Genomic DNA, 23,933 nt, shown 5'->3' with positions numbered 1-23,933 from the left:
CGCCTCGCCCGCCCCTTACGTTTGCTCCGCCGTCGATTGAATCGGCGTCCGCCGAGAACGATCGAGAATGCATCAAGAATGAAGACGCAGCTTTACGATTACATCATCATCGGCGCAGGATCGGCTGGATGCGTCTTGGCGAGCAGGTTGAGCGAAGACCCTGCGGCTAAAGTTCTCCTACTGGAAGCGGGAGGCGAGTGCCGCTCGCCGATTGCGTCGACGCCGGCGCTTTATGGCGAGCTTCAAGACAGCCCGTACGACTGGGGCGACCGCACTGCGCCACAGACCGGACTGAACGGCCGACGCATCTTCTTGCCGCAAGGTCGGACGCTGGGCGGCTCGAGCGCCATAAACTACATGATTTACATTCGCGGCAACCGCTTCGACTACGACGAATGGGCCGAGCGCGGCGCGGAGGGTTGGTCTTACGAGGAGGTCTTGCCTTACTTTCTCCGTTCGGAAGGCAACAGGTGCCTCTCCGATCGCTTTCACAGCAGCGATGGTCCGTTAATCGTTTCAAGCCACAAGCCCAACCCGCTCGTGGAGCGCTATCTCCGAGCCGGCCAGGAGATCGGGCTTCCTTTCAATCCGGACTTCAACGGATGCTCACAAGATGGGTGCGGGCCGCTGCAAGCCACGCTTGCCGACGGCGCCCGTTGCAGCGTCACTGAAGCCTTTCTTTCCCCGGCGCGTCGGCGACCCAATCTCACGGTCCTCACCCATGCGCGCGCGTTGAAGATACGCCTGGAAGGCCGACGCGCGCTCGGCGTCGACTATCTGCGCCTCGGCGCTGCGGAGAGCGCTCGTGCGGCGAATGAGGTCATTCTATCCGCCGGCGCCGTGCGATCTCCGCAATTGCTCATGCTCTCCGGCATCGGACCGCGCGCCGCGCTCGAAAGCTGCGGCGTCGACGTGCGCGTCGATTTGCCCGGCGTTGGGAAAAGTTTGCAAGATCACCTCCATACGCGCGTCAGATGCGCAATTACGGCGCCGCTGACCTTTGGGGGTCTTCCCGAAGCAGAGAAGGAGACTGCAAGGCGACAATACCATAAGGACCGCAGCGGTCCGCTTGCGTCGAACTTTCTTGAAGCGGGGGCCTTCGTGAAAATCGACAGCTCGGAGACCCGACCGGAGCTTCAGCTTTTCTTTTTGGCTCAACTCGCGCCGGATTTCCCCGAAGCCGGAGCCCTCAACCGTCATGGCCTGACCTTTACTGCCTATATTAATCGTCCCCGTAGTCGTGGCGCCGTCCTGCTGGCGTCTGCTGATCCGCTCGACCGGCCCATTATCGACTTCAACTATCTGAGCGTCGCCGAGGATCTGAGGTGCGCCGTCGCCGGCGTTCGCTGCAATCTCCAGCTCCTTTACGCCAAGGCGTTCGACGATATCCGCGGCGAGGAGATCGCGCCCGGCGCTCACGCGCGAAGCGATGCAGAGATCGAAGCCTTCGTGCGCCGGACGGCTTCGACGACATGGCACCCGGCAGGCTCCTGCAAGATGGGGAAAGACGACATGTCTGTCGTCGACAGCGCGCTTCGCGTCTATGGCGTCGAAGCGCTGCGCGTCGTCGACGCGTCAGTGATGCCGACGATCGTAAGTGGGAACACGAATGCGCCCGTCATTATGATTGCCGAAAAGGCGGCTGATCTTATTAGAAGGGGGATCGTCTAATGCCCGCCTCGCCCCGGCCGATATACACCGACCCCGACAAGCGGCGGAGTCTCGATGAACTTGCCGCGATGGTCCCCAATGGGGCCACCGTTGCAATAGGCGGCGGCTTGTCATCGCGCGCGCCGATGGCGCTTCTGCGCGCGATCTTAAGGCGAGGGATCAAAGGCCTGACGGCGGTCGGGTCAGCGCATGGAATCGACATCGATCTCCTTTGCGCAGGCGGCGCACTTGCGCGCTCAATGGAAAGCTATGTGGGCTTCGAGCAGGATTTTGGATTAGCGCCAAATTTTCGTCGCGCGTGCGAGTCCGGGGCCGTCGAGGCAAGCGATTCATGTTGCTACACTCTGGTTCAGCAGCTCCGCGCCGCGATTGAAGGCCTGCCCTTCATGCCCATCCGGTCTGTTCGCGGCACAGACTTCGTAGCTCTTCATCCCGAATATAAAGTGATGACCTGCCCATTTACGGGAGACGAGTTGCTCCTGGCGCCGGCGATCGAACCCGATGTCGCGCTTATCCACGCGCAATTCGGCGACGCGGCAGGCAATCTTCTGATACAGGGGCCGCCCGTTGCCGACATTCTGTTTGCAAAGGCGTCGAAAGCAGTCGTTGCAACGGTCGAACAAATTATTCCGACAAGCGAATTACGAAGCCTGCCGGGAAAGACCGTCCCTTATTTTTATGTCGCCGCCCTCGCCGAAGTCCCAATGGGCGCTCACCCGACGGCCTGCTATCCGTTTCATGCTTATGACCGGGCTCATATGTCGCTCTATCATCATGCGGCCCGGCAGGGTCCCGCCGCCTTCAAAGCGCATTATCTGGATCTCTATGTCCACGGCGCATCGACCCACGAGGCCTATCTCGATCTCATCGGCGGCGAAACGATTTGCACTCGCCTGCAATCATGGCGTGAAGGCGAAGAGGCCTGGATGCGGCTCTATGACGAAGAGGCGCAGGCATGACGCTATACTGCACGCTCGGCGAGATGATGATAGCGGCGCTCGCGCGCACGATCACAAATGGCGAACTGGTTTTTCACGGCTTCGGCTCTCCGCTGGCCCAGCTCGCCATGCATGTGGCGAAGCGTACGCATGCACCGCAAATGGTTCTCATCGCCGGCGCAACTTATGGCGTCGATCCGCAACCGCCGTTTTTGACGCCGACCACGAACGACTGGGTCGTCGATCGCGGCGCTTCCTGCTCTCTCGACATAGAAGAGCTTTTCGATCTCGCCGCGGCGGGCCGAATGGGACGCATGTTTCTTTCGGGGCTTCAGATCGACAAATGGGGAAACTGTAATGTTACCGCGCTCGGCGGCCGACGCGTCACAATGAAACTGCCTGGCGGCGGCGGCGGCGGCAATCTCTCCTGCGACGCGCAGCATGTGACGCTGTGGACCCCGGCGCACCGCTCTCCCCCTGATGCAGAAGGACGCCGCCGCTTTCGCCTCGTGGAGCGGTGTGATTTCATTACGAGCTTCGGCCATCGCGATTCCGAGGGCCGCCCGCGGGCTGCTTACGGGCATGTGGGCCGAGGGCCGCAATTTCTCGTAACCGAGCTTGGGCTCTTCGATTTCGACGCGGAGGGCCATATGCGGCTGGCGGCGACATACCCGGACGTGTCGGCTGACGAGATTCAAGACAACACAGGCTTCGTGCTGCGGATGTCGGACAGCATTGGCGTCATTGCGCCGCCATGCCGCGCAATCGTGGAGATGATCCGCGCGATGGACCCGCTTCGGATCCACGAGAAGGAGATTCGCGAACAGGATTTGCGGCGTCGCTTCGAGATCCAAGCGCAGAAGGAGAGCGCATGAACGCCCCTGTTGAGCCGACCCGACGATCGCTGCGCGGGAGGCCGAATGTCGTTCCCCTGCCCTATCGCGGCGTCAGCGTCCAACCCTATGACGGCACGATGAGCGAGGACGCGATTATCGGGCGTTTCATGGATCGGGAGGCCTATCGCCGTACAGAATTTATCGTCTTGCGCTCCCCGCGGGGCGAGCATGCCGTCGTCGCCGTCGAATTGATCGACCGCGAGCCTCTGTTTTCGCCCATTCGACACGTGGAGGTTCTGGCGTTGCCCGAAAGCTGCGTGTTTCTGCGCGACCCGGATACGGACTGCGGGAACCCCTCTTCGCTCGCGGCGCTCGCAACTCGCATGGGGGTGGGCCCGGATCGCACCTTGATTTGCGAAGGCAAATTCGACCACGTCAATTTCATTCACCGACCCAAGCCGCTTGTTGTAACCGTCGTGGAGGTTACGCCGCCGGAGCCTCCGAAGCTCTTCGAGCTCGTGCGTCACGTCCTCAGCTACGCTGACTTGCCGCCCATTGTTCCGATCCTGGAGCGAATCGAGTTGAAGGCGCTCGTGCGGGAACGCGCGGCGCCTGCCTTTCTCGTCCCCTGCCGTTCTGGCGGGCTCGATGATCTTGGCGTCCCTGTTCATTATTTGGACGAGCGTCCCGCCGTGCGCCAAGACTGGACGCTGATCGGCTGCGCGCGCAGCCTTCAATTTCACCGCCATTATTACGGCGATGAACCGCCGCGCATTGAAATGTGTCCGCGAGCGATTGCGGGTCGGCGCGAGGAGCCGACGCTTCTAAAATGCTGTCTGCTCGAATTCGACATCGAGCGCGACGGGAGTGTCATGGTGGTTCCCTGGGGCGCCGATCTACCGATGATCGAACGCGCATTGCGCAGCCTCGCCTCTAGTGTCGACGAGGAGCGCCCTGCATGAGCGCGACCGACTCGGCATGGCGCGGCGTCTGGTCCCTCGACGCCATTGTTGACCGAAGGCTTCGGCGCCCGCGCCCAGTCGGCGTGACGATGGTCATCGACACGGGCGTGGGGCTCGCCGCCATGCGCGATATTCTCGACATCTCCGCCGCACATATCGATCACTGGAAATTCGGCTTTGGAACAACCGCGCTCATGCCGCGCGCCTGCCTTGAGGCAAAGCTCGACCTGCTGCGCGCGCATGACATTCTTGCTTATCCGGGGGGCACGCTTCTCGAGGCCGCGGTGGTGCAGGAGCATTGCCGCGTCTTCATGACGCGCGCGGCTGCGCTGGGCTTTGGCGCCGCAGAAATTTCCGAAGGCACAATCAGCTTGCCTGGCGAGCGGCGCCGCCGCATGATCGATTGCGCGCGAAACGCTGGTCTTCAACCGATTACCGAAGTTGGAAGAAAGGATCCGTCGCGCCAGCCGGAGGCCGGCGAACTTGCCGCGCAAATCATTCAGGATCTCGAATGGGGCGCTGGTTGGGTCATTGTCGAAGGCAGGGAGAGCGGTTGCGGCGTCGGCATTTATGATGAGGGCGGAGAGATCCGCGGGCCCTTCCTCGATGAAATCATGCGGCGCGTTGGCGATGCGGGCGCTCGTATCATCTGGGAGGCGCCACTGCGCGCCCAACAAGCCTATCTCGTCTGCCGGTTCGGCGCCAACGTCAGCCTCGGCAATATCCCGCCCGAGGAATGTCTCGCGCTCGAGGCGCTGCGTTGTGGGCTCCGCTATGAAACCTTCGACGCCGTTGCGCGTCGCTCTAAAGAAGCCGGGTTATGGGATCCTTCGCGGATCGAGAACGGACCCCTCGATGAAACGAGAGGCCCGGAATGAACCATGACGCACGCGTTGCGGCCTTGGAGATTGGCGAACGCCTCTTGCAGGAGCCTTCCGAGCGGTTGGTGAATACGGCGTTTGCAAGCGAGCTGACAGCGCAGACAGGCCTTGTCAGAGCGGTGGGATGGGTCGACCTCGCGCATACCTTGCGCCTGGCGAGAGATGGGGTCATTCCAGCGCCGGCGGCGCGAGAGCTTGTCGCCGCGCTGCTAGACCTGCAGGTCACGCCCGAGAGCTTCGCGCCTCGCGCGGAATTCGGCGATCTCTACACCAACCGGGAAGCCTGGCTCACCGGCAAAACGTCTTCGGCCGCATGGCTCGGCGTCGCGCGCGCGAGGCGCGAAGCGCTGACCACAGCCTTTCATCTCACGCTCTGCGACGCCTTATGCGGCCTGGGCGATGCGCTGTTGACGGGGATGTCCCGCTTGCTGTTGAAAAGCGAGCAGCGGGCGTCGCTGGTTGAAAGACTATGCTGCCCTCGCGGCATCAGCAAGAGTTGAGCTGGCTGAAGTGACGTTCAGCTTTCGGGCGGAGAGCGCCGCCCTCAGGATCGGGAGCTGCTTGTGAGCCTTGAGCCGCCGAAAGCCCTTGGCGGCTTCTTGCATGGCTGCGCCCGCCCAACGGAGAGCCATCGACGGGGATCGCCAGTATTTCACGTTCCGGCAGACGCGCCGCAACGTCCCCATCACGTTTTCGATCATGTTCGTGCACGCGAGCGATCGCCGCAGCTCAGGCGGCAGACCCAGCCTCGTGACGGTCAGCATCTCGTCGAGCCCCTCGAGGATCGAGGCGGAAACGCCTTGCCAGTCCTTTTCAAGGCGCCGGGCGAGGTTGCGCAATAGCTTCTCGGCCTTCGAGGCGTCATTCATCTCCCATGCCTGACGCAGCACCCGGCGAACGGACGCATGCATGGATTTCGGCAGCCGGTCCAGGATGTTGCGCGCCTTGTGGATCTGGCAGCGCTGAATGGCCGCCTCGCGCCCGAAGGTCGCCCGGATCGCCTTGGCGAGCGCTTTGGAGCCGTCGATGATGAACAGGCGAGGAACAGCGGGATCGAGCCCGCGCTCGACGAGATTGTCGATCAAGGCCTGCACGGTCGCTGCGTTTTCCGTCGCGCCCTCCACCAGCCCGAGCGGATGTTTGTCGCCGCTTGCGTCAACGCCGAGCGCCGCCACGAGGGTCATGTCCTCGACCATGCGCACGCCGTCGATCTGGATCACCAACAAATCCAGGGCGGAGAGGTCCCGCGCCATCCATTCCCGCAGCCGCGCCGCCGACAGCGCCACGAACCGCCGCGACGCCGCCGATTTCGACAGGCCGGACCCGTTACGCGCCGGAACGTCGCCCTCGGGCAGCCGGACCGAACGCTTGAACCTGCGCGTCGAGACATTGATCAGCATCTGGTTCATCGCCCATTTGCCAAGCCAATCCTCGGCTTGCGCCGCCTCCCAACTGGGTAGCGCCAACTCCTTGCCGTCAAATCCGCGCAGACGCGGACGGTCGATCTCCACCTTGCCGCCATGGAAACCGATCTGGCCCCTCGTCTTACCCCAGCGATGCGCCCGTCGCCCTTTGCCGCGCCCATGCCGAGGGCCGCAGGCCGCCGTCGCGTCGCTCTCCATCATCTCGGCCAGCGCCTCCATGCCCGAGACAAGGCAGAAGCTCTCGAAACTCGCCGTCATGTTGGCCAGCGCCTGCGCCTTCCAGGCGCTCGCGGGAATCGCCGTCGATGTGATAGCTTGGTTCATGGCGTTGCTTTCCTTCTGTGGAATCAGCACCCCGAGCCTACAAGCTCAAGGTCAGCAACGCCGCTCCTCCTATTTCAACATCGTTCGGGACATCGCCCTGTTGACGAGCGCCGAGACCTTCAGCGAAACGTCCTTGAGACACAAGGGCAGTTTGATGCCCGACTACACTTATCTGCAAGCGGCGCAGCCGACGACCTTCGGTCATTACTTGCAGACTTTCGCTTTTCCTGTCCTGCGCGACGTCGATCGCGTCGTAGCTCTTCATGCGCGCGCCGATCAGTGCCCGGCCGGCATCGGCAGCTCCAATGGATCGACAATTCGGCAGGATCGCTGGGCATTGGCCGCGTCATTGGGATTTCCCGCGCCGGTCCGCCACGCCCGCGACGCCATGTGGCTGCACGACCTTTCGATCGAAGCCTGTTCGATCGCCGTCGCGGCAAGCGTCAACCTCGACCGCCTCGCGGAAGATCTGATGATTTTTGCGAGCGCCGAATTTGGATTCGTCCGCCTTGCCGACCGCCATGCGCGCGCCAGCAAAATCATGCCGCAAAAACGCAACCCCTTCGCGCTCGCCTTTGTGCGCGCGACCGCCAACCGCCTCATCGGCGTTCAGACCGGGGTGAGCGCCGCCGGACGCACGCCCTCCGGCCAGATGGACAATCGCCTCTTCGTCTATGCCGCGGCGCCCGACGCCTTGACCTCGGTCGCGGAAGCCGCCCTGCTCGTCGCCGAATGTCTCAAAGACTTGACGTTCGACGCAGCGCGCGCCGGCGCTGCGCTTGCCGACCGCAGCGTCTGTGCGACCGATCTCGCGGAACGCCTCAGCGCCAAAGCCAAGATCGATTACCGGCGCGCGCATGGGATTGTTGGCGCGCTTATGAGCGGGCTCGAAGCGACGGGGCAAACGCTGGCCGAGGCGACGGTCGACGACGTTCTCGCGTCATTAGGGGCGGCCGACGTTTTTTTGGACCGGAATCATATCCAGGAGGTCGTCTTCACCGCCCTGGATCCCGCCGCCTGCGTAGCGGCGCGCACCGACTACGGATGCGCAGCGGAGACAGAAGTGGCGGCGATGGCCGAAGAGCTCAAGAGCGAGATTCGCGTAAAGCGCGACGCGCTCCAGGCGCTGCGCGGTCGTCGTGAAGAGGCGATCGACCGACTTCTCGGCGAGGCCGCCGCCTTCGTATCGGAGGCGGGATGAGCGACTGGTCATTCGGCTCGCGAGTTTACGGCGACGCCTGGGCGACGCCGCCGACGCAGGCGCTTTTCACCGACGCGGCGCGTACGCGGCGCTGGGTGGACTTGCTCGGCTTGCTCGCATCGATCGAGGCGGAGCATGGGCTCATCCCGGCGGACGCCGGGCGCGACATTGTCGCCGCCTGCGCGTCGCTCCGCATCGACGACGATTTCCTGCAAGAATGCCGTGCAGGATATGAAGCGACCGGCCACTCGACGGCAGGCTTGATCGACGCCGTCGCGCGCCGATGCTCTGCTTCCGGCGCGGAATGGTTCTATTTCGGCGCCACGGTCCAAGACATTGCCGACACCTGGCTCGTTCTTGCTCTCCGGGAGGCGCGCGCTCTCATCGTCCAAGACCTCGAGCGCTCGATCGCCGCCTGCGAAACGCTCTGCCGGCGTCATCGCGACACGGTGATGGCTGGCCGCACGCATGGGCAGCAGGGACTGCCGATTACTCTTGGCTTCAAGGTCGCAGGCTGGCTTGCAGAGCTGCGCCGCCATCGCACGCGCTTCAATGAGACGCAGGCGCGCATGAACGTCGGCCAATTATGCGGCGGCGTCGGCAGTCTGTCGGCGCTGGGCGCAACGGCGCTCTTGGTTCAGCGCGATTTTTTCGAACGCCTTGGCCTCGACGCGCCAGACCTGTCCTGGACGTCGAGCCGCGACATTTTCGTCGAATGGGCGCAGCTGCTGGCGCTTGCCGCCTCGACATCCGATCGCATCGGCCATGAAGTCTATAATCTTCAGCGCAGCGAAATCGGCGAATTGCGCGAAGCCCCGCTGGCGCAAGGCGTCGGCAGCATCACAATGCCGCACAAGCGCAATCCTGAAATCGCCGAGCATTTGGGAACGTTGGCGCGGGTCGTCCGCGCCAACGCCGGGCTGCTGAGCGAAAGTCTCGTGCACGATCACGAGCGCGACGGACGTTCGTGGAAGGTTGAATGGCACGCGATCCCGCAACTCACCATGGCGGCCGGCAAGGCGATCGCCCTGGTCGCTACGCTGCTCGAAACTGTCGAAGTGGATGCGAACCGGATGCGCGCCAATCTTCTCGCCGACGGCGGCTTCGCGCTGTCGGAAGGCGTGATGCTTGCGCTTGCGCGACGCGTCGGCAAACAGACCGCCCATCGGATTGTCCACGCGCTCTCCGCTGCGGCGCGGCGGGAGGGACGTACTTTTTCTGACGCAGTCGCACGTGACAAGGATATTCGAGCGCATCTCTCCGCAGAAGAGATTGCGCGCTTGCTCGACCCTTCGGCGCAGATCGGGCAATGTCAGGAGCTCGTCGACCGGCTTCTCCAGGAGGGAGGCGCGACGTGACGGAATGGGCTGCGAAGCTCGATGCGCTTCCGCGCCTGTCGCTCTTGGCGCAGGCCACGCCCCTGCATGCCGCGGAGCGTCTCTCCGCGGCCGTCGGCGGACCGCGTCTGTGGCTCAAGCGTGACGACCTCATTCCAACGGCGTTCGGCGGCAACAAAGTGCGCGCGCTCGATCTCGTCGTTGGCGACGCCGTGAGCCGCGGCGCCGACGCGTTGATAACGGGAGCCGGCCCCCTCTCCAACCACGTTCGCGCCGCCGCCGGGATCGCAGGGCTCGCTGGTCTCGATTGCATCGCCGTTTATTGGGGCGCCAAGCCGAGGCGCGCGGAAGGCAATTATCGACTCGCTGTGACGCTCGGCGCACAGGTTCATTTTACCGACGATCCGGATCGCGCTTCCGTCGACCGCGAGATTTCGCGCAAGGCCTTTGAAATCGACGCGCGGGGCGGCCGGCCCTATGTCGTGCCGCGCGGCGGCGCTTGCCCGCTTGCGGCGCTCGCACATGTGCTGGCGACGCAGGAGACGCTCGCGCAATGCGCGGCGCTCGGCGTTGCGCCGACCCGCGTCGTCATGGCGGTTGGCGGCTCCGCCACGCTCGCCGGTTGGCTCCTGGGAACGGCGCTCTTGGGCGCCCCCTGGCGCATCGAGGCGATAACCGTCAGCCGCCCGGCGGAGGAAGCCGCCGCGCGCGCCCATGCGCTCGCTGAAGACGCCGCGGCGCTGATCGGCGCCCGCCCGAATTTAAATGCGATCGACTGCCGCGTGCATGGCGCATTCATTGGCCCCGGCTATGGCGTCCCGTCGCCTGAAGGCGAGGAGGCGATCGCCGCTGTCGCCCGCGCCGAGGCGATCTTTCTCGACCCTGTCTACACGGGGAAGGCGATGGGGGGCTATCTCAATCTGCTGGGGGGCGGCGCCTTTGCCGACGTCGACGACGTGCTCTTTCTCCATACGGGCGGCGCGCCGGCGCTGTTCGCGTCTTTCCCGGAGCAGGCCTCATGAGCAACTGGCGAAACGCACTGTTCGCTCCGCGCTGCGTCGCAGTGGTCGGCGCTTCTGCGACGCCCGGCAAGGCCGGAACTCTTTTCTTGAAGAACCTCACGGCGCAGGAATCCGGCTTTAAGGGCCAGGTCGTCGCCATCCACCCATCGGCCCGCGAATTGCTCGGCGCGCCCGCCTATTCGCGACTCGACGCCGCGCCGACGGGCGTCGATTTGGCCGTCATCGTCACGCCGGCCGCGAGCGTGCCCGGAGTCATCGAGGATTGCGGCAAGGCGGGCGTTCCCGTCGCCGTCGTCATTACCGGCGGCTTTGCCGAAGTTGGGCCACAAGGCGCGGAATTGCAGCGTCGAACGCTCGAGGCGGCCGCGGCCCAAGGCGTGCGTCTCATCGGCCCCAATTGCTTCGGCGTCATCAGCGCCGGTTGCGGCCTCAACGCCTCCCTTTCGATTGGCCTGCCAAAGAAGGGCGGCGTATCGCTCATCACCCAGAGCGGCGCTTACGGAATGGCGGCTTATTCGCGATCTATGGATGAAGGCGTAGGATTTTCGAAAATCGTCGCGCTCGGCAACAAGGCCGACCTCAATGAGACGGACATATTGGCGTATCTGGGCGACGATCCGGAAACGACGGTCATTGCCTTGTTGCTCGAATCAATCTGCGACGGCAGGCGCCTCTTCGAAGCTCTTGCAGACATTACCAAACGCAAACCCGTCGTCGTGTTGAAAACCGGGCGTCGTCCCGCAGGGCAGCGCGCCGCCGCGAGCCACACCGCCGCGCTGTCGACGGACGCGGTCGTCGTCGAGGCGGCTTTGCGGCAAGCCGGCGCGCATGTGGTCGAGGATGGCTACGCCTTGCTGAATGTCGCCGCCGCGCTCGACTGGCAGCCGCCGCTGCGCGGGAAGAACGTCGCGGTGATCACCAACTCTGGCGGCGTCGGCGTCGAGCTGACCGATCTTCTCGAAGAGAAAGGCCTCGCCGTTCCCGCCCTCTCGCGAGAGCTGCAAGAGGCGCTTGCGCGCGAGCTGCCCCCGCATGGTTCGGCCATCAACCCGATCGACGTGACGACCGACTGGGCGCGCTTCTCACGCATGTATGGGGCGTGTGTCGCCCAATTGATGGAAAGCGACGAAGTCGACGCGGTCGTCCCCGTGCTCCTGCAGCGTTCCGCGCTGATGGAGGAAGTCAGCGCGGCGATCATCCACGCGCAAGCGACGGCGCGCGCAGGCGGCTCGCAAAAGCCGCTGCATATTTGCTGGGTGGCGCCGCGCGCGGCCGATTCCAATCGCGCTCGTCTGCTCTCCGCCGGCATTCCATGCCATCTCTGGCCAGCCGGAGCCGCGACGGCGCTCGCCGCTCTACGAACCCGACCGGCCGCCGATCTCCCGCCGCCGTTGGACGCAATCGACTCTCCCGGCGCCGTCGGACCGGACGGCTGGATCGCGACGGCGGACGCGTTTTCCCTCCTCGCGCGGCAGGGCTTTTCCGTCGCGCCTTTCGTCATGGCCGCGAGCGCGAAGCAAGCGTGCGCAGGCGCGGCGGAACTCGGCTTTCCCGTCGTCGTGAAAGCCGAGCGCGCCGGATTGACGCATAAGAGCGATCAGGGCGCGGTGCGTCTCGGCCTTTGCGATGAGGCAAGCGTCGCGCGCGTCTATGAAGATTTTTGCGCGCGGCTCGGGCCGGGTCCCGCGCTTGTGCAAAAGCAATCGCCGGCTGGCCTTGAACTCGTCGTCGGCGGCCGTCGCGACGCGTCCTTCGGGCCGCTCGTGCTTTTCGGGTTGGGCGGCGTTTGGGTGGAAGCGCTGAATGACGTGGCGCTGCGGCTCGCGCCCTTTGGGGTCGAAGAGGCGCGCGCCATGCTCGACGAATTAAAGGGCGGCAAGCTTCTCGACGGCTACAGGGGCGCGCCGCCAATCGACAGGAATGCCCTCGCGGGACTGATCTCCGAGTTGTCGCGCTGGTTCGCCGCGGCCGGCTGGGTGTCGGAATTCGACCTCAACCCGATCATCGGCGTCGGCGAAACATTCACGATCGTCGACGCGCGCATGCGCGCCGTGAGCCCCCGATAGACGATCAGGCGGCCCTGTCGTCTGCGAGGGCCGCCGGGATCGTCATCGCTTCTCCGTCGATCTCGATCCCGATTTCGAGGACCGACATCTCGTCTCTGCGATGGACTTTCACCTCGACCTTGTCCGGCTCGACCGCGACATGTTTGGAGATGGCCGCGAGCACTTCCTTATGGAGGATCGCGAGAAGGTCCTGTTTGCTCGCGGCGGTGCGCTCATGCGCGAGCAGGATCTGCAAACGCTCGCGCGCAACGGGCGCGGTGCCGCCGCGATTGAAGATACGAAACAAATTCATGCAGCCCTCCTGCCGAACAGGCGCCCAAGAATGCCCTTCCTGTCGCTTGGGATATTCATGGGCAGGTCCGCGCCGCAAAGCCTTTGGGCCGCGTCGCCATAGGCCCGGGCGGGAGCGCTGCTCGAATTATGCAGAACGACGGGGGAGCCCATGTTGGACGCGCGCAACACGTCTTCGCTTTCCGGCACGATGCCGATCAACGGAATGGACAGAATCTCGAGAACGTCATCGATGCTCAGCATTTCGCCCCGACCCGCGCGGCCCGCGTCATAACGGGTGAGCAGGAGATGCTTCTCGATGCGCCCGCCTTTCTCCGCCTGCTCGGTCTTGGCGTCGAGGAGGCCGATGATGCGATCGGAATCGCGCACCGAGGAAACCTCGGGATTGGCGACGACGATCGCGACATCGGCAAATCGCATGGCGAGAGTCGCGCCCCGCTCGATCCCAGCGGGGCTGTCGCAGAGCACCCAGTCGAATTTGTCGCGCAGCTCGCCGATCACGGCGCGCACGCCGTCTTCAGTGAGCGCGTCCTTGTCGCGCGTCTGCGAAGCCGGCAGGAGGAACAGATTGGGCAAGCGCTTGTCGCGAATGAGCGCCTGCTGCAATTTTGCGTCGCCCTGGGCGACATTGATCAGGTCATAGACCACGCGCCGCTCGGCGCCCATGACGAGATCCAGATTTCGCAGTCCGACGTCGAAATCGACGACGGCGACCTTCTTGCCCTGCTGGGCGAGCGCCGCGCCGAGCGCAGCGGTTGACGTCGTCTTTCCGACGCCGCCCTTACCCGAGGTGACCACCACGACTTTGGTCATTTCAATTATCCTCTCTCAATCCAGCCGCGCAACTTTCACGTCTTCCGAGTCGAGCCAGATCTGAACGTTCTGGCTCAACATGTCTTTGTCGATTTCGTCGGCGGTAAGGTAGACGCCTCCGACCGCGAGTAGTTCGGCCTCGAGACGGCGGCAGAAAATACGCGCGCTCATCTCGCCATAGGCGCCAGCCATCGCCCGCCCGCGCAAGGTTCCGTAAACATGGATCGACCCGCCTGCGATCACGTCGGCGCCGGAACTTACCGAGCCGATGACGATCACGTCGCCCTGCGGATGGAAAATGGTTTGGCCCGAACGCACCGGCGCATCGACGACGAGCGGCGTCACGGGGCCTTGATCGGGAGTCGCGGCGGCCGGCTTCTCCTGACCTTCGGTCGGATCGCGGGACGCGGCGAGCGCGCCGGCGATCTGCTCGAAGGCGGCGCGCTCTTCAACCGTCAGCTCAGCTTTTTTCTTGGGCTCGTCCCCATCCGGCGCCGACGCCGCGCGTCCGCCGGTCAGAATCGGCGGAAGATCATCCGCAGCCCAGCTCGGATCGACGCCGGCGATTCCCAAAATCCTGATGCCCCGCTGGGTAAGCTCTTGCAGAAGCTGGACGAGGCTGCTGCGATCGAGTTCGAGCCTGGTCACGTCGATGACGATGGGCTTCTTCGCAAAGAAGGCGGGCGAGCAGGCGAGATAGGCGTCGAGCCGGGCCATCCAGTCGGCGAGCGGGGCCTCGAGTTCAAGCGCGAGTGTCGGGTAGGAACGGCCCCGAAAGCGGATGTGGCGGGAGGCAGTCTGCGTCACGGCGAACTCGTTCAATTAATTGAGTTTTCCTTAATGCCTGCAGATGGTTAACGAAGCATTAACTTACGCCCCGCGCTTTATGAAAAATTAACGGTTGCGTTTACGTTTGCCGCAGGGGCGACGATCGTCGAGCCCTTAGGCGATGGCGGGGAATTCCGGGGTCCGGAGTTCACCGCTGCGGGGAGCGCTCTAAATCCCCTCGATCACGGGAGATGGGACCATGACCGCGTCCAAACTGAGCGCCCCGCAGACCGACGACTTTCGCGTGGAGCGTAAGGACGGCGAATGGGTCGTCACTTTCACCCCCACGGGGGCGAGATATTATTTCGGCGACGACGGCATGGAGACGCGCGCGAGCGACTCCGACGTGCCGCCCGAAGACCTGCCGATGGATTACGATCCGCTCGAGGTGGAGCGCATGGCTGCGCTCGTCGCCTATGCGGCCCGCGGCCACGCCACCTAGCCCTTCACCCGCACATATTCCCCCGGCGCGTCGCAAAGCGGCGTGAGCTTGCCGCCGCCGGGCTGCCGCGCAGGAACCTTGCGCGGCGCTTGCGCCGTAATCCACAGCAGCCAATGCGGCCACCAGGAGCCTTTGGTCTCCTTGGCGGTCGCGACCCATTGGTCGAAGCTTCCCTTCGCGGGGCCGCCGGTCAGATAGTTATACTTGCCCCTCGAGGGCGGATTGATGATGCCCGCGATATGGCCCGAGCCGCCGAGCACATAGGTCACTTCGCCGCCGAAGAACTTCGCCCCCCGAAACACCGAGCGCGCGGGCGCGATATGATCTTCCCTGGTGGCGATCTCATAGACGGGGATCTTCACCTGGCGCAGATTGAGACGCACGCCGTCGATCACCATCTCGCCCCGCGCCAGCCGGTTCTCGAGATAGCAGCTGCGCATGTAGAAGGAGTGATTGGCGCGGGGAATGCGCGTCGAATCCGAGTTCCAGTAGAGCAGATCGAAAGCCGCGGGTTCGACGCCTTTCATGTAGTTATTCACCACATAGGTCCAGATCAGCTCATTTGGGCGCAGCATGTTGAAGGCGTTCGCCATCTTCACGCCTTCGAGATAGCCGGTCTTCGCCATCGCCTCGTCGAGCGCCGCGAGCCGCGCCTCGTCGATCAGGATCTGGAGGTCGCCCGCCTCGCTGAAGTCGACTTGCGTCGCAAAGAAGGTGACGCTGTCGATGCGGTCGTCGCCCTTGGCGGCCATATAGGCGAGCGTCAGCGCCAGCAGCGTGCCGCCGACGCAATAACCTGCCGCCGCGACCTTCCGCTCTCCTGTGGCCTTTTCGATGACGTCGAGCGCGGTGAGCACGCCTTCGTGCATATAAGCCTCGAAGCCCTTCTCGGCCTTGCTCTCGTCGGGGTTGATCCAGGAGATGATGAAGACGGTGAAGCCCTGCTCCACCGCCCAGCGCACGAAGCTTTTCTCCGCATTGAGGTCCAGCACATAGAACTTGTTGATCCACGGCGGCGTGATGAGCAGCGGGCGCGCATAAACCTCCTGGGTCGTCGGCGCATATTGGATGAGCTCCATCACGTCGTTGCGCCAGACGACCTTGCCCGGCGTCGTCGCGAGATCGACGCCGAGGCGGAATTTCGTGTCGTCGCTCTGGCGAATCTTCAGCATGCCGCCGCCGGCGCTGATGTCCTCGGCCAGCATTGTCATGCCGCGGATGAGATTTTCGCCCTTGTTCTCGATCGTGGCGCGAAGGAGTTCCGGATTGGTCGGCACGAAATTCGACGGCGACACCGCGCTCGAGATCAGCCGCGTGTAAAAGGCCGCCTTGGCGCGCGTATGAGGGTCGACCCCCTCGGCCTTCTCCACCATCTCGCCGGCCCAGCGCGACGCGTAGAGGTACGACTGCCGCAGCCAATCAAAGAACGGGTTCTGCTCCCATTCGGGCGAGTCGAATCGCTTGTCCCCCGGCTCCGGCGTCACGACCGGCGGCACGTCTTCGCCCGTGTAACGGCGCATGGTCTGGCGCCAGATCTCGCTCAGGCCGCCGTAGAGCTCCGCCTGCGCAACCGCCGCACGCTCCGGCTTCGCGAGCCAGTATTCGGCGACGACGCCGAGGGTCTTGGTGGCGTCGGCGACATTGGCGGCAAGCTCGCTGCGCGGCCCGCCGGCTTCGACATTGCCGATCGCCGCCGCCAGCGCCTTGCGGCCCTGATCGACAAGTTGGGCCATGTTCTCCGCCATGGCCTCGAAATCGACGGCCGTGAGCGGGGTCGGAATCGGGGGCGCGGCGAGCACCGTTGGCGCAGCCTTGGCCGCCCGCGATTTCGGGGCCGGCGGCTTTTCCGCATTCGCTGTCGCCGGCGGCGCCACAGACGGCGTTTGAGCCTTCTCCGTGGATTTCCGGGTCCCCTTTCGGGCCGATTTGGCCTTGCGCTCCGAACCTCCCTCGGTCTTCGGCGGGACCTTCCGCCCCTTGACCGTGGGCTCTTCGTCGCGGCTGATCGTCATGCTCTTTCCTGTCCCTTTTTCAAACCGATCGGACGTGTCGACAGTATGCCCGTACCGGCGCCCCGCGTCTTGGCCAAATCTGTTTCCGCGGTGAAAAAACCGGCTGGGCGCAACCCGGCCCCTGCCGGCGCCCGATAACGACAGGTCCTTATACGCCACAGGCTCATGACCGGAAAAGCGCCGGGAGGCGGCCACGATGTCGCGGCGGACCTGAAGGCCTCGCGCCAGCCTCTTTGCTCAAGACTGAAACGGCCGGAGACCCGCTCCTGGGCGGAGGAAGAATGTTCGAAACCACGCGCGCGCCAATCACGCTCTGCATCCTCTTGTGCCTCGCGGCCTGTGCGAAGCGGCACGACGAAATCGCCCCGGAGCTCATCGAACCCGGCGCCTATGCGCAGGCGAGTTGCCGGGACCTTGCGCGGATGCATGCGAAGACGACGCGCGCCCTCATTTTCTCCGAACTGGTCCAGGACAAGCATTACCACGACGATCGCATCCGGACCTTTGGCGCGCCGACGCTCATGGCCACGCTCTTCGATGAGGATGCGGCGCCCGAGGTCGCGCGATTAAAGGGCGACGCCCTGGCGCTCGCGGCGCGAATGCAGCGCGCCGGCTGCATCCTGCCGGTAAGATGAGCCTAAAATTGCGCAGGGCTTGCGCAGCCCTGCGAGGCGTTCAACCTGGCAAGCGTTTGTTTAGACGCGGCGCGGAAAGTCGCCGGCGCAATCCGCGTATCGGAGAGGCCAGCATGAGTATCGGAAAAGGCGCCCGAATGACCGTCATGTCCATTGAAGAATGCCAAAAGCTCGACAAGCCGCTTCGCCAGGACCTCGAAGTGCTCGACTACGAGGTGCGCAGCCTCGTCGCGCGCATTCGCAGCGAGGCCCGCGAGGCCGGCGCCGACGACGCAGTATTCGTGAAGGCGTCGACGACCGTCCTGCTGTCCATCGCAGCCGGCCTGCTCGCCCGCGCCGCTGAAGACCACCGCGCGCCCTTCGATGCGAATTCCTTCGCCGCGAGCGCCAATAGCGCCGCAATATGGGCCGCCCAACGCCGCCTTCGCTATTTCGTCGGCGGCGAGGCGTAAAAAAATTATTACACCGCGTAGTAGCGGCCGCTCATACGCTTCACGACTTCCTGCTTGTTGCGCAACGGCGACAGCGCCAGACGGCAACCGACGAGATCGCCCTGGCGCCAGACGACTCGGGCGTCATAGAGCGCCTTTTCGGCATCGTCGAAGAAATGAAACCTCAAAGGCAAACCGATCCTGCGGGCCAGTCGGACGCGCGCGCCGCCGCGCGAACGATTGACGACAAGACATTCACACAAAAAACGATCCGAAGCGTCGAGCGCCTTCCCCCAATTGAGGCGCACGCCGCGCCGCCTGTCCTGCCGCCGTTCGGCGGCGACCAAATTTGACGCCGCTCCAAGGGGAAATCCCTGCTTGCCGGGGCGTGGCGCGGCCGCCAGCTGGCGGCGGACGCCATGGGGCGCAGATTCGTCAAACATGGCGTCGCTCCTTCGCAATGGGCGGAAGCGCAGTCTTAATCCGCCGCAGGGACGCGGACAACGCCGCGAGTCGCCAGCCTGAAAGCTTCAGACAAGCCGCTCGGCGTTTAATTCCACCGGGTTACTCTCTCGGACCGACGCGATGACGATTTTTGGACTTTTCAACACCTCCATCATGGGCATGTCAGCGCAATCGAATGCGCTTTCGAATCTGTCCGAGAACATCGCCAACGTCAGCACGACTGGCTACAAGCGCGCGACGACGCAGTTCCTGACAGTCCTCAACGGCTATCAGGACGCCAATCAATTTGGCGGCGGCGTGACAACGCGCAGCCGTTACGACGTGTCGTCGCAAGCGACAATCGCCACGACGGGCAACGCCTCGGACCTCGCCATACGCGGCAAAGGCTTCTTTGTCGTATCGGACTCGGCCGGCGGCGTCTTTCTTACTCGCGCGGGGTCTTTCGCGCCAGATTCGCAGGGCCGGCTCGTCAACACCGCAGGATATTATTTGATGGCGGCGCCTACCGGCACGCAGCCGGACGCCTTGAGCAATCTGCAGGTCGTACGAATTCACAACGACCGACTCTACTCCGCTCCCTCAACCTCGGCGGTCCTCTCCGCCAATCTGCCGGCCACTTCCGCGATCGTCGCGGCCGCGGATCTGCCATCCGCCAATGCGGCCACGTCTACCTTTACAGCCAAATCGTCTTTGACGATCTACGACAACGTCGGCGCCGCCAAGGTCCTCAACGTCTACTTCGCAAAGACCGCCGCCGAAACATGGGAAATGTCGATCTATGACGCCGCCGATGCGACAAGCGGCGGCTTCCCGTACGCGAACCCCGCGCTACTCACGCAGACGCTCACCTTCGATCCGGCCAACGGTTCGATTCTGACAGGCGGGACCGCAACGATCACGCCGACTGGCGCGAGCACAATCACCGTGGATCTGAGCAACACGACCCAGCTCGGCGCTCCGTTTGTCGTTAATTATGTGAATAGCAACGGCAACGCAGCCGGCGCGGTGCGTCTCGTGAACGTGGGGTCGGACGGCGTATTGAGCTATCAGCTCGATAACGGGCAGCTGGTCTCAGCTTACACGATTCCCCTGGCCGAGGTCCGCGCCCCGACCGAGCTCTTCAATTTCACCGGCAACGTGTATGTGCCCAATCGCGACTCGGGCGAAATTTCCGTTTCGTCGCCGGGCGCCGGCGGCCGCGGCACCATCGTCGCCTCATCCCTGGAATCCTCCGCCGTCGATCTCGCAACCGAGCTTTCGGCGATGATTATCGCCCAGCGGTGCTACACGGCGAACACGCAGAGCTTCCAAACCACATCAGAGATCCTGCAGGTCCTGAACAACATCAAGTAACGGAGCGGCGCGATGTCTCTCAGCTCGGCCGGTGCGATCGCCTTGCGGTCGCTCGGCGTCGTCTCGAACCAGATCAACGTGACCTCCCGCAATATCGCGGGAGCCGGCGTGACCGGCGTCAATGTGAAGCACGCCCTTCTCGCCTCCGATGAGGCTGGCGTCGAGTTCCTCGGCGTCGGACGCGCGACCAACGTCGCGCTGTTTCGCAATCTCCTTTCAGCGAGCGCTCATGAGGAGGCGGCGACCGCCGTCTCGGATGCGCTCTCGCGGATCGATCAGGCGCTCAACCTCTCGGATTCGTCGAACAGCCGTTCCGCTTCCACGGTCATATCAAAGCTGAAAAGCGCGCTACAAGCGTATAGCGCAACGCCCCAGAACGAAACCGCCGCGGAACTCGCGATTTCCGCCGCTCGGAACGTCGTCGCGGCCCTCAATGACGCGACCGCCGCCACGCAGAAGGAGAGATTCACGGCGGACGAAGGGATCACCTCGGCGGTCTCGGAGGTCAACTCGCTTCTCGAGAAGTTCGCGACTTACAATACGGACGTCGTCGAGGGCACGGCGGCCGGCGCCGACGTGACAGACATCCTCGACCGTCGGGACGCCTTGCTGACGGAGATCTCCAAGCGAATCGGCGTCACGGCCGTGAGCCGCCCGAATAACGACGTGGTGATTTACACCGATAGCGGCGTCACCCTCTTCGAGACGACGCCCCGCAAATTGACTTTCCAGCCAACTCCCACATTGACGCCCAGCGCCAATGGCGCGGCGGTCTATGTCGACGGGGTACAGGTGACGGGCGCCGGAGCTCCCCTGGCCTTGCGTTCCGGCTCGATCGTGGGAATGGCTCAGATTCGCGACGAAATTGCGCCTCTCTATCAAAGCCAGCTGGACGAAATTGCGCGTGGTCTCGTGGTCGCCTTCGCCGAAAGGGACCAAAGCGGCGGCGGCGGGCCGGATCTTCCGGGCCTTTTCACTTATCCGGGCGCAACCCAATCCCCCGCCGCAACGCTCCTTCCCGGACTGGCTGGTCAGATCGTCCTTAATGCAAACGTCGATCCGATTCAGGGGGGCGATCTTGCGAGGCTGCGTGACGGCGGCGCCTCGGGAAATCCAGCCTATGTCTACAATACGACCGGCGCGCCCGGCTACGCCAATCGGCTCATCGAGCTCGTGAATGCCCCGTCGCAGAACCAGAACTTCGATCCTGCGGCGGGCCTGGGCCCCTCGGGTTCCGTTGAAGCGCTTGCAACCGACTCCAATGGCTGGATCGCGGGAAAACGCCAGCAGTTGGAAAGCACGACGACCTATTACGAAGCGGTCGTCTCCCAGACCACGCAGGCCCTCTCCAACGCAACCGGCGTCAATCTCGACGATCAGATGTCGCAAATGCTCGCGCTCGAAAATTCATACCAGGCCTCAGCCAAGCTGCTCGAAGCCGTTAACGCCATGTTCACCGCGCTGTTCTCGGCGCTTCGCTCCTGAGGCGACCATGCTGCTCAAGACCTCTACTTATTCCATCACAGCCTCCCTTAGGCAGACCGTCGCCCTTCTACAGAGCCAGCTGGCGAGAGGCCAAAAGGAAATAACCACCGGTCGTCACGCCGACCTCGCCATTGCGCTTGGCGTTCGCGCAAGCGAAAGTTACGCCATCAACGACATCCATGACGCCCTGGAAGCGACCCTTGGGTCGAACAGAGTTGTGTCGACGCGGCTCGATACGACGCAGGCGGCGCTTTCGGCCCTGCTTTCAGACGCACAACAAATGCGATCCTCGCTCGTCGTGACGCGGACCACCGGCGGGGAACGCGCTGCGATCATCACCCAGGCAAGCCAATCGCTGACGACCTTCATCGGCAAACTCAACAGCTCTAATGCTGACGGCTTTCTTTTCGGCGGGGTCAGCACCGACCAAGAGCCGATCGCGAATTACGTCGCCGTGCCTCCGTCTGCGGCCAAACTCGCGTTGGACGCCGCCTTCTCCGCGACTTTTGGCTTTACGCAGTCCGATCCAGCCGTGGCGTCGATTACGTCAGCGCAGATGCAAAGCTTTCTGTCCGGCCCGTTCGACGCGCTGTTTTCCGATGCAGGGTGGAAGAGCGACTGGTCCTCGGCGTCCGACGTAGTGCTCCACAGCCAGATCGGGCTCTCCGTGAGCACTGACGCGTCGATCAGCGCAAATGAACCAGCCATGCGAAAAATCGCGTCGGCATACGCCATGTTGAGCGACATCGGCGCGCAGCAGCTAAGCAATGACGCTTATAATGTTCTGGTTGAAACAGCGATGGATACGCTGGACTCGGGGATTCGAGATCTGATGAAGACCCGAGCGCGGGTCGGCGTGATGCAAAATACAGTCAAGAACGCGAGCGATACGATGGCGACTCAGAAAGACTATTTTGACGCACAGCTGCAGGATCTCGAAGCCGTTGATCCCACCGAAGCAACCACCAGGGTGAATAACCTGATGACCAGGATCGAGACCGCCTATACGCTCACTGCTCGTATTAACCAGCTCAGCCTCACCAAATATCTGTGAGGCGGCGCCCAATGTATCAGCAACGCTACGTGCAAATGGCAAGCGAGTCGTCGCAGACCGCTCGGGCGCGAGAGAAGGAGGCGCTCGAAAAGGCCGTCTTAAAGCTCACCGCCGCAAAATCGAAGGGAGCCCTCTCGCCTGAGGCGTTCGAGGCGACGGATTTCGTGCGTCGATTATGGTCAATCTTCATCTCGGATCTTTCGAACGACGAGAACGGCCTCCCGCACGATCTTCGCGCTTCGCTCATTTCCATCGGATTCTGGGTCCGCCGCGAGACCGATTTGATCGATCGCGGCGAGTCGGTCAACTTCGACGGGCTCATCGACGTCAACAAGCTCATCGCCGACGGACTGACTTAACATGAACATCTCCCTTCGCCGTGGCGAACGCATCTTCATCAATGGGGCGGTCCTCAGAGTCGACCGAAAAGTATGTCTGGAACTTCTCAACGACGTGACTTTTCTGCTCGAGAACCATGTCATGCAGGCCGAGAGCGCGACCACGCCGCTCAAGCGGCTCTACTTCGTCATCCAGGCGATGCTTATGTCGCCGAACGACTGTGAAGCTGCCCTGCAGCTTTGTCGGGAGATGTTCGTCTCTCTCAGCAGCAACGCGCTCGACCCCCGAATTATGGAAGGATTGAGAGCGGCCGTCCGGCACATAGAGGACAAAAGGATGTTTGACGCGCTCAAAGTCGTTCGCGGGCTTTTTCCCATCGAAGAACAGCTCACAACGACGGCGGAGGCGGAAAACGCTCGCGAAGTCGCTTAAGGATCCACATATGACCGTTTCCCCTGTCCAGGCGGCGACCGCCGCATCCAGCTCCTCGGTAAGCAAGGACGCAAACAAGGCGTTCGGAGACTACAAGACGTTCCTCCAGCTTCTCGTGACGGAGCTGAAGCATCAGGATCCGACAAAGCCAGTCGATCCGACGCAGACCGTCACCCAGCTCGCCACGTTTTCCTCGCTGGAGCAGGCGGTCAAGACCAATGATTTGCTTACGTCCCTTTCCCAGCAGTCCTCCCTTACCCAAGGCGCCGCTCTCATCGGACGCGTGGTCACCTCCGCGGACGGCTCCGTGACCGGTAAGGTAGCTTCCGTCACGCTCGCTGCAAACGGAATGGCCGTCAATCTTACAAGCGGCGGTCAACTGCCTCTGCAGCCAGGCGTGACGATCTCCTAGCGATGAATGAAGCGGACGCACTCGAAATCATTCATCGTACTCTCGTGACGATCTTGATGGTCTCCGGCCCCTTGGTGGGCGCCGCCATGGCCGTGGGAATCGTCGTCGCGCTTTTCCAAGCCCTCACGCAGGTTCAGGAGATGACCTTAACCTTCGTGCCCAAGATCGTGGCCATGATCGCGGTCCTCGGCCTCGCAGCCCCGTTTGTGGGTTCACAAATCAACGTGCTTGCTCAGTTCGCCTATTCGAAGGTCGAGAAGGGCTATTGAGCCGTCGCGC

Annotated in this window: 26 protein-coding genes; 20 read left to right on the top strand and 6 right to left on the bottom strand. The window is 63.4% G+C overall.

The genetic code is table 11. From position 1 onward, the window contains the following. Positions 1-78: 78 nt before the first annotated feature. From ACETII_RS13705 to ACETII_RS13680, 6 genes are read left to right on the top strand one after another with little or no spacing between them, the layout of a single operon-like run. Complete coding sequence (locus tag ACETII_RS13705; RefSeq protein ID WP_472785873.1) at positions 79-1,671, top strand: GMC family oxidoreductase; 1,593 nt, start codon at positions 79-81, stop codon at positions 1,669-1,671. Next, on the top strand, positions 1,671-2,630 hold the full coding sequence (locus tag ACETII_RS13700; RefSeq protein WP_472785872.1) for a CoA transferase subunit A: 960 nt from the start codon (positions 1,671-1,673) through the stop codon (positions 2,628-2,630). Before ACETII_RS13705 ends, ACETII_RS13700 begins: the two co-directional genes overlap by 1 nt. Next, positions 2,627-3,484: a CoA-transferase gene (locus tag ACETII_RS13695; RefSeq protein WP_472785871.1), complete on the top strand. Its 858-nt coding sequence runs from the start codon at positions 2,627-2,629 to the stop codon at positions 3,482-3,484. Before ACETII_RS13700 ends, ACETII_RS13695 begins: the two co-directional genes overlap by 4 nt. Next, positions 3,481-4,407: an XcbA family protein gene (locus tag ACETII_RS13690; protein WP_472785870.1), complete on the top strand. Its 927-nt coding sequence runs from the start codon at positions 3,481-3,483 to the stop codon at positions 4,405-4,407. Before ACETII_RS13695 ends, ACETII_RS13690 begins: the two co-directional genes overlap by 4 nt. Next, the gene (gene comA / locus ACETII_RS13685; protein ID WP_472785869.1) at positions 4,404-5,285 is read left to right on the top strand and encodes a phosphosulfolactate synthase; all 882 of its coding nucleotides are present in this window, start codon (positions 4,404-4,406) and stop codon (positions 5,283-5,285) included. The genes ACETII_RS13690 and comA overlap by 4 nt, the downstream gene beginning before the upstream one ends. After that, complete coding sequence (locus tag ACETII_RS13680; RefSeq protein ID WP_472785868.1) at positions 5,282-5,788, top strand: hypothetical protein; 507 nt, start codon at positions 5,282-5,284, stop codon at positions 5,786-5,788. Before comA ends, ACETII_RS13680 begins: the two co-directional genes overlap by 4 nt. On the opposite strand, the gene ACETII_RS13675 is transcribed toward ACETII_RS13680, so the two are convergent. Next, positions 5,756-7,036: an IS256 family transposase gene (locus tag ACETII_RS13675; protein WP_472785725.1), complete on the bottom strand. Its 1,281-nt coding sequence runs from the start codon at positions 7,034-7,036 to the stop codon at positions 5,756-5,758. The genes ACETII_RS13680 and ACETII_RS13675 overlap by 33 nt on opposite strands. On the opposite strand from ACETII_RS13675, the gene ACETII_RS13670 reads away from it, so the two are divergent. Genes ACETII_RS13670 through ACETII_RS13655 form a run of 4 tightly spaced genes read left to right on the top strand, consistent with a single transcriptional unit; the run spans position 7,035 to position 12,662 of the window. Continuing rightward, a complete protein-coding gene (locus ACETII_RS13670) occupies positions 7,035-8,237 on the top strand; it encodes a lyase family protein (protein WP_472785867.1) in 1,203 nt (400 codons plus the stop codon). The genes ACETII_RS13675 and ACETII_RS13670 overlap by 2 nt on opposite strands. Beyond that, on the top strand, positions 8,234-9,595 hold the full coding sequence (gene xcbD, locus ACETII_RS13665) for a 3-sulfopropionylcysteine synthase XcbD (protein WP_472785866.1): 1,362 nt from the start codon (positions 8,234-8,236) through the stop codon (positions 9,593-9,595). Before ACETII_RS13670 ends, xcbD begins: the two co-directional genes overlap by 4 nt. Continuing rightward, positions 9,592-10,596, top strand: a complete 1,005-nt coding sequence (gene xcbE, locus ACETII_RS13660) for a coenzyme M biosynthesis enzyme XcbE (RefSeq protein WP_472785865.1) — start codon at positions 9,592-9,594, stop codon at positions 10,594-10,596. Before xcbD ends, xcbE begins: the two co-directional genes overlap by 4 nt. Next, positions 10,593-12,662 (top strand): acetate--CoA ligase family protein, encoded by a 2,070-nt coding sequence (locus tag ACETII_RS13655; RefSeq protein ID WP_472785864.1) that lies wholly within the window; start codon positions 10,593-10,595, stop codon positions 12,660-12,662. The genes xcbE and ACETII_RS13655 overlap by 4 nt, the downstream gene beginning before the upstream one ends. 4 nt (positions 12,663-12,666) lie before the next feature. Here ACETII_RS13655 and minE read toward each other — a convergent pair whose 3' ends face one another. From minE to minC, 3 genes are read right to left on the bottom strand one after another with little or no spacing between them, the layout of a single operon-like run. After that, positions 12,667-12,954 (bottom strand): cell division topological specificity factor MinE, encoded by a 288-nt coding sequence (gene minE, locus ACETII_RS13650; protein ID WP_363346671.1) that lies wholly within the window; start codon positions 12,952-12,954, stop codon positions 12,667-12,669. Continuing rightward, complete coding sequence (gene minD, locus ACETII_RS13645; RefSeq protein WP_363346669.1) at positions 12,951-13,766, bottom strand: septum site-determining protein MinD; 816 nt, start codon at positions 13,764-13,766, stop codon at positions 12,951-12,953. The genes minE and minD overlap by 4 nt, the downstream gene beginning before the upstream one ends. Positions 13,767-13,781: 15 nt before the next feature. Next, positions 13,782-14,573, bottom strand: coding sequence for a septum site-determining protein MinC (gene minC / locus ACETII_RS13640; RefSeq protein ID WP_472785863.1), 792 nt, complete (start codon positions 14,571-14,573; stop codon positions 13,782-13,784). Between the two features lie 220 nt (positions 14,574-14,793). Between minC and ACETII_RS13635 the strand changes: the two genes are divergently transcribed. Next, positions 14,794-15,036, top strand: coding sequence for a hypothetical protein (locus ACETII_RS13635; RefSeq protein WP_363346665.1), 243 nt, complete (start codon positions 14,794-14,796; stop codon positions 15,034-15,036). Here the strand turns inward: ACETII_RS13635 and ACETII_RS13630 are convergent. After that, positions 15,033-17,048, bottom strand: coding sequence for a PHA/PHB synthase family protein (locus ACETII_RS13630; protein ID WP_472785862.1), 2,016 nt, complete (start codon positions 17,046-17,048; stop codon positions 15,033-15,035). The genes ACETII_RS13635 and ACETII_RS13630 overlap by 4 nt on opposite strands. A 281-nt stretch (positions 17,049-17,329) precedes the next feature. On the opposite strand from ACETII_RS13630, the gene ACETII_RS13625 reads away from it, so the two are divergent. Beyond that, positions 17,330-17,683, top strand: coding sequence for a hypothetical protein (locus ACETII_RS13625; RefSeq protein WP_472785861.1), 354 nt, complete (start codon positions 17,330-17,332; stop codon positions 17,681-17,683). 137 nt (positions 17,684-17,820) lie between these two features. Next, positions 17,821-18,135: a hypothetical protein gene (locus ACETII_RS13620; protein ID WP_472785860.1), complete on the top strand. Its 315-nt coding sequence runs from the start codon at positions 17,821-17,823 to the stop codon at positions 18,133-18,135. An 8-nt stretch (positions 18,136-18,143) separates the two neighbouring features. Here ACETII_RS13620 and ACETII_RS13615 read toward each other — a convergent pair whose 3' ends face one another. After that, on the bottom strand, positions 18,144-18,557 hold the full coding sequence (locus ACETII_RS13615) for a PilZ domain-containing protein (protein WP_472785859.1): 414 nt from the start codon (positions 18,555-18,557) through the stop codon (positions 18,144-18,146). A 142-nt stretch (positions 18,558-18,699) separates the two neighbouring features. On the opposite strand from ACETII_RS13615, the gene ACETII_RS13610 reads away from it, so the two are divergent. The 7 genes from ACETII_RS13610 to ACETII_RS13580 are packed head-to-tail and all read left to right on the top strand — an operon-like array spanning position 18,700 to position 23,923. Next, positions 18,700-19,932 carry a flagellar hook protein FlgE gene (locus ACETII_RS13610; protein WP_363346655.1) on the top strand — a complete coding sequence of 411 codons (1,233 nt, stop codon included), beginning with the start codon at positions 18,700-18,702 and terminating at the stop codon, positions 19,930-19,932. A 12-nt stretch (positions 19,933-19,944) separates the two neighbouring features. Continuing rightward, positions 19,945-21,417: a flagellar hook-associated protein FlgK gene (flgK, locus tag ACETII_RS13605; protein WP_472785858.1), complete on the top strand. Its 1,473-nt coding sequence runs from the start codon at positions 19,945-19,947 to the stop codon at positions 21,415-21,417. 7 nt (positions 21,418-21,424) lie between these two features. Next, complete coding sequence (locus ACETII_RS13600) at positions 21,425-22,471, top strand: flagellar hook-associated family protein (RefSeq protein ID WP_363346651.1); 1,047 nt, start codon at positions 21,425-21,427, stop codon at positions 22,469-22,471. Positions 22,472-22,482: 11 nt separating this feature from the next. After that, positions 22,483-22,830, top strand: coding sequence for a flagellar biosynthesis regulator FlaF (gene flaF, locus ACETII_RS13595; protein WP_363346649.1), 348 nt, complete (start codon positions 22,483-22,485; stop codon positions 22,828-22,830). Position 22,831: 1 nt separating this feature from the next. Next, positions 22,832-23,242 (top strand): flagellar biosynthesis repressor FlbT, encoded by a 411-nt coding sequence (gene flbT, locus ACETII_RS13590; RefSeq protein WP_363346647.1) that lies wholly within the window; start codon positions 22,832-22,834, stop codon positions 23,240-23,242. A 10-nt stretch (positions 23,243-23,252) separates the two neighbouring features. Next, positions 23,253-23,654, top strand: coding sequence for a flagellar hook assembly protein FlgD (gene flgD / locus ACETII_RS13585; protein ID WP_472785857.1), 402 nt, complete (start codon positions 23,253-23,255; stop codon positions 23,652-23,654). A 2-nt stretch (positions 23,655-23,656) separates the two neighbouring features. Next, on the top strand, positions 23,657-23,923 hold the full coding sequence (locus ACETII_RS13580) for a flagellar biosynthetic protein FliQ (protein ID WP_472785856.1): 267 nt from the start codon (positions 23,657-23,659) through the stop codon (positions 23,921-23,923). The last annotated feature ends 10 nt before the right edge of the window (positions 23,924-23,933 follow it).

It is taken from the genome of Methylocystis sp. NC52PC (assembly GCF_055698645.1).
This window is presented reverse-complemented; position numbering and strand designations above follow the sequence as displayed.

Excerpts from the sequence above, each read along its gene's own strand:
- ACETII_RS13600 (WP_363346651.1), top strand. The coding sequence starts at position 21,425 with ATGCTGCTCAAGACCTCTACTTATTCCATCACAGCCTCCCTTAGGCAG.
- ACETII_RS13675 (WP_472785725.1), bottom strand. The coding sequence starts at position 7,036 with ATGAACCAAGCTATCACATCGACGGCGATTCCCGCGAGCGCCTGGAAG.
- ACETII_RS13655 (WP_472785864.1), top strand. The coding sequence starts at position 10,593 with ATGAGCAACTGGCGAAACGCACTGTTCGCTCCGCGCTGCGTCGCAGTG.
- ACETII_RS13690 (WP_472785870.1), top strand. The coding sequence starts at position 3,481 with ATGAACGCCCCTGTTGAGCCGACCCGACGATCGCTGCGCGGGAGGCCG.
- ACETII_RS13635 (WP_363346665.1), top strand. The coding sequence starts at position 14,794 with ATGACCGCGTCCAAACTGAGCGCCCCGCAGACCGACGACTTTCGCGTG.
- comA (WP_472785869.1), top strand. The coding sequence starts at position 4,404 with ATGAGCGCGACCGACTCGGCATGGCGCGGCGTCTGGTCCCTCGACGCC.
- ACETII_RS13630 (WP_472785862.1), bottom strand. The coding sequence starts at position 17,048 with ATGACGATCAGCCGCGACGAAGAGCCCACGGTCAAGGGGCGGAAGGTC.
- ACETII_RS13695 (WP_472785871.1), top strand. The coding sequence starts at position 2,627 with ATGACGCTATACTGCACGCTCGGCGAGATGATGATAGCGGCGCTCGCG.
- ACETII_RS13625 (WP_472785861.1), top strand. The coding sequence starts at position 17,330 with ATGTTCGAAACCACGCGCGCGCCAATCACGCTCTGCATCCTCTTGTGC.
- ACETII_RS13610 (WP_363346655.1), top strand. The coding sequence starts at position 18,700 with ATGACGATTTTTGGACTTTTCAACACCTCCATCATGGGCATGTCAGCG.
- flbT (WP_363346647.1), top strand. The coding sequence starts at position 22,832 with ATGAACATCTCCCTTCGCCGTGGCGAACGCATCTTCATCAATGGGGCG.
- ACETII_RS13680 (WP_472785868.1), top strand. The coding sequence starts at position 5,282 with ATGAACCATGACGCACGCGTTGCGGCCTTGGAGATTGGCGAACGCCTC.
- ACETII_RS13620 (WP_472785860.1), top strand. The coding sequence starts at position 17,821 with ATGACCGTCATGTCCATTGAAGAATGCCAAAAGCTCGACAAGCCGCTT.
- ACETII_RS13670 (WP_472785867.1), top strand. The coding sequence starts at position 7,035 with ATGGCGTTGCTTTCCTTCTGTGGAATCAGCACCCCGAGCCTACAAGCT.
- ACETII_RS13580 (WP_472785856.1), top strand. The coding sequence starts at position 23,657 with ATGAATGAAGCGGACGCACTCGAAATCATTCATCGTACTCTCGTGACG.
- flaF (WP_363346649.1), top strand. The coding sequence starts at position 22,483 with ATGTATCAGCAACGCTACGTGCAAATGGCAAGCGAGTCGTCGCAGACC.
- ACETII_RS13615 (WP_472785859.1), bottom strand. The coding sequence starts at position 18,557 with ATGTTTGACGAATCTGCGCCCCATGGCGTCCGCCGCCAGCTGGCGGCC.
- minD (WP_363346669.1), bottom strand. The coding sequence starts at position 13,766 with ATGACCAAAGTCGTGGTGGTCACCTCGGGTAAGGGCGGCGTCGGAAAG.
- minE (WP_363346671.1), bottom strand. The coding sequence starts at position 12,954 with ATGAATTTGTTTCGTATCTTCAATCGCGGCGGCACCGCGCCCGTTGCG.
- xcbD (WP_472785866.1), top strand. The coding sequence starts at position 8,234 with ATGAGCGACTGGTCATTCGGCTCGCGAGTTTACGGCGACGCCTGGGCG.
- ACETII_RS13700 (WP_472785872.1), top strand. The coding sequence starts at position 1,671 with ATGCCCGCCTCGCCCCGGCCGATATACACCGACCCCGACAAGCGGCGG.
- ACETII_RS13705 (WP_472785873.1), top strand. The coding sequence starts at position 79 with ATGAAGACGCAGCTTTACGATTACATCATCATCGGCGCAGGATCGGCT.
- flgD (WP_472785857.1), top strand. The coding sequence starts at position 23,253 with ATGACCGTTTCCCCTGTCCAGGCGGCGACCGCCGCATCCAGCTCCTCG.
- flgK (WP_472785858.1), top strand. The coding sequence starts at position 19,945 with ATGTCTCTCAGCTCGGCCGGTGCGATCGCCTTGCGGTCGCTCGGCGTC.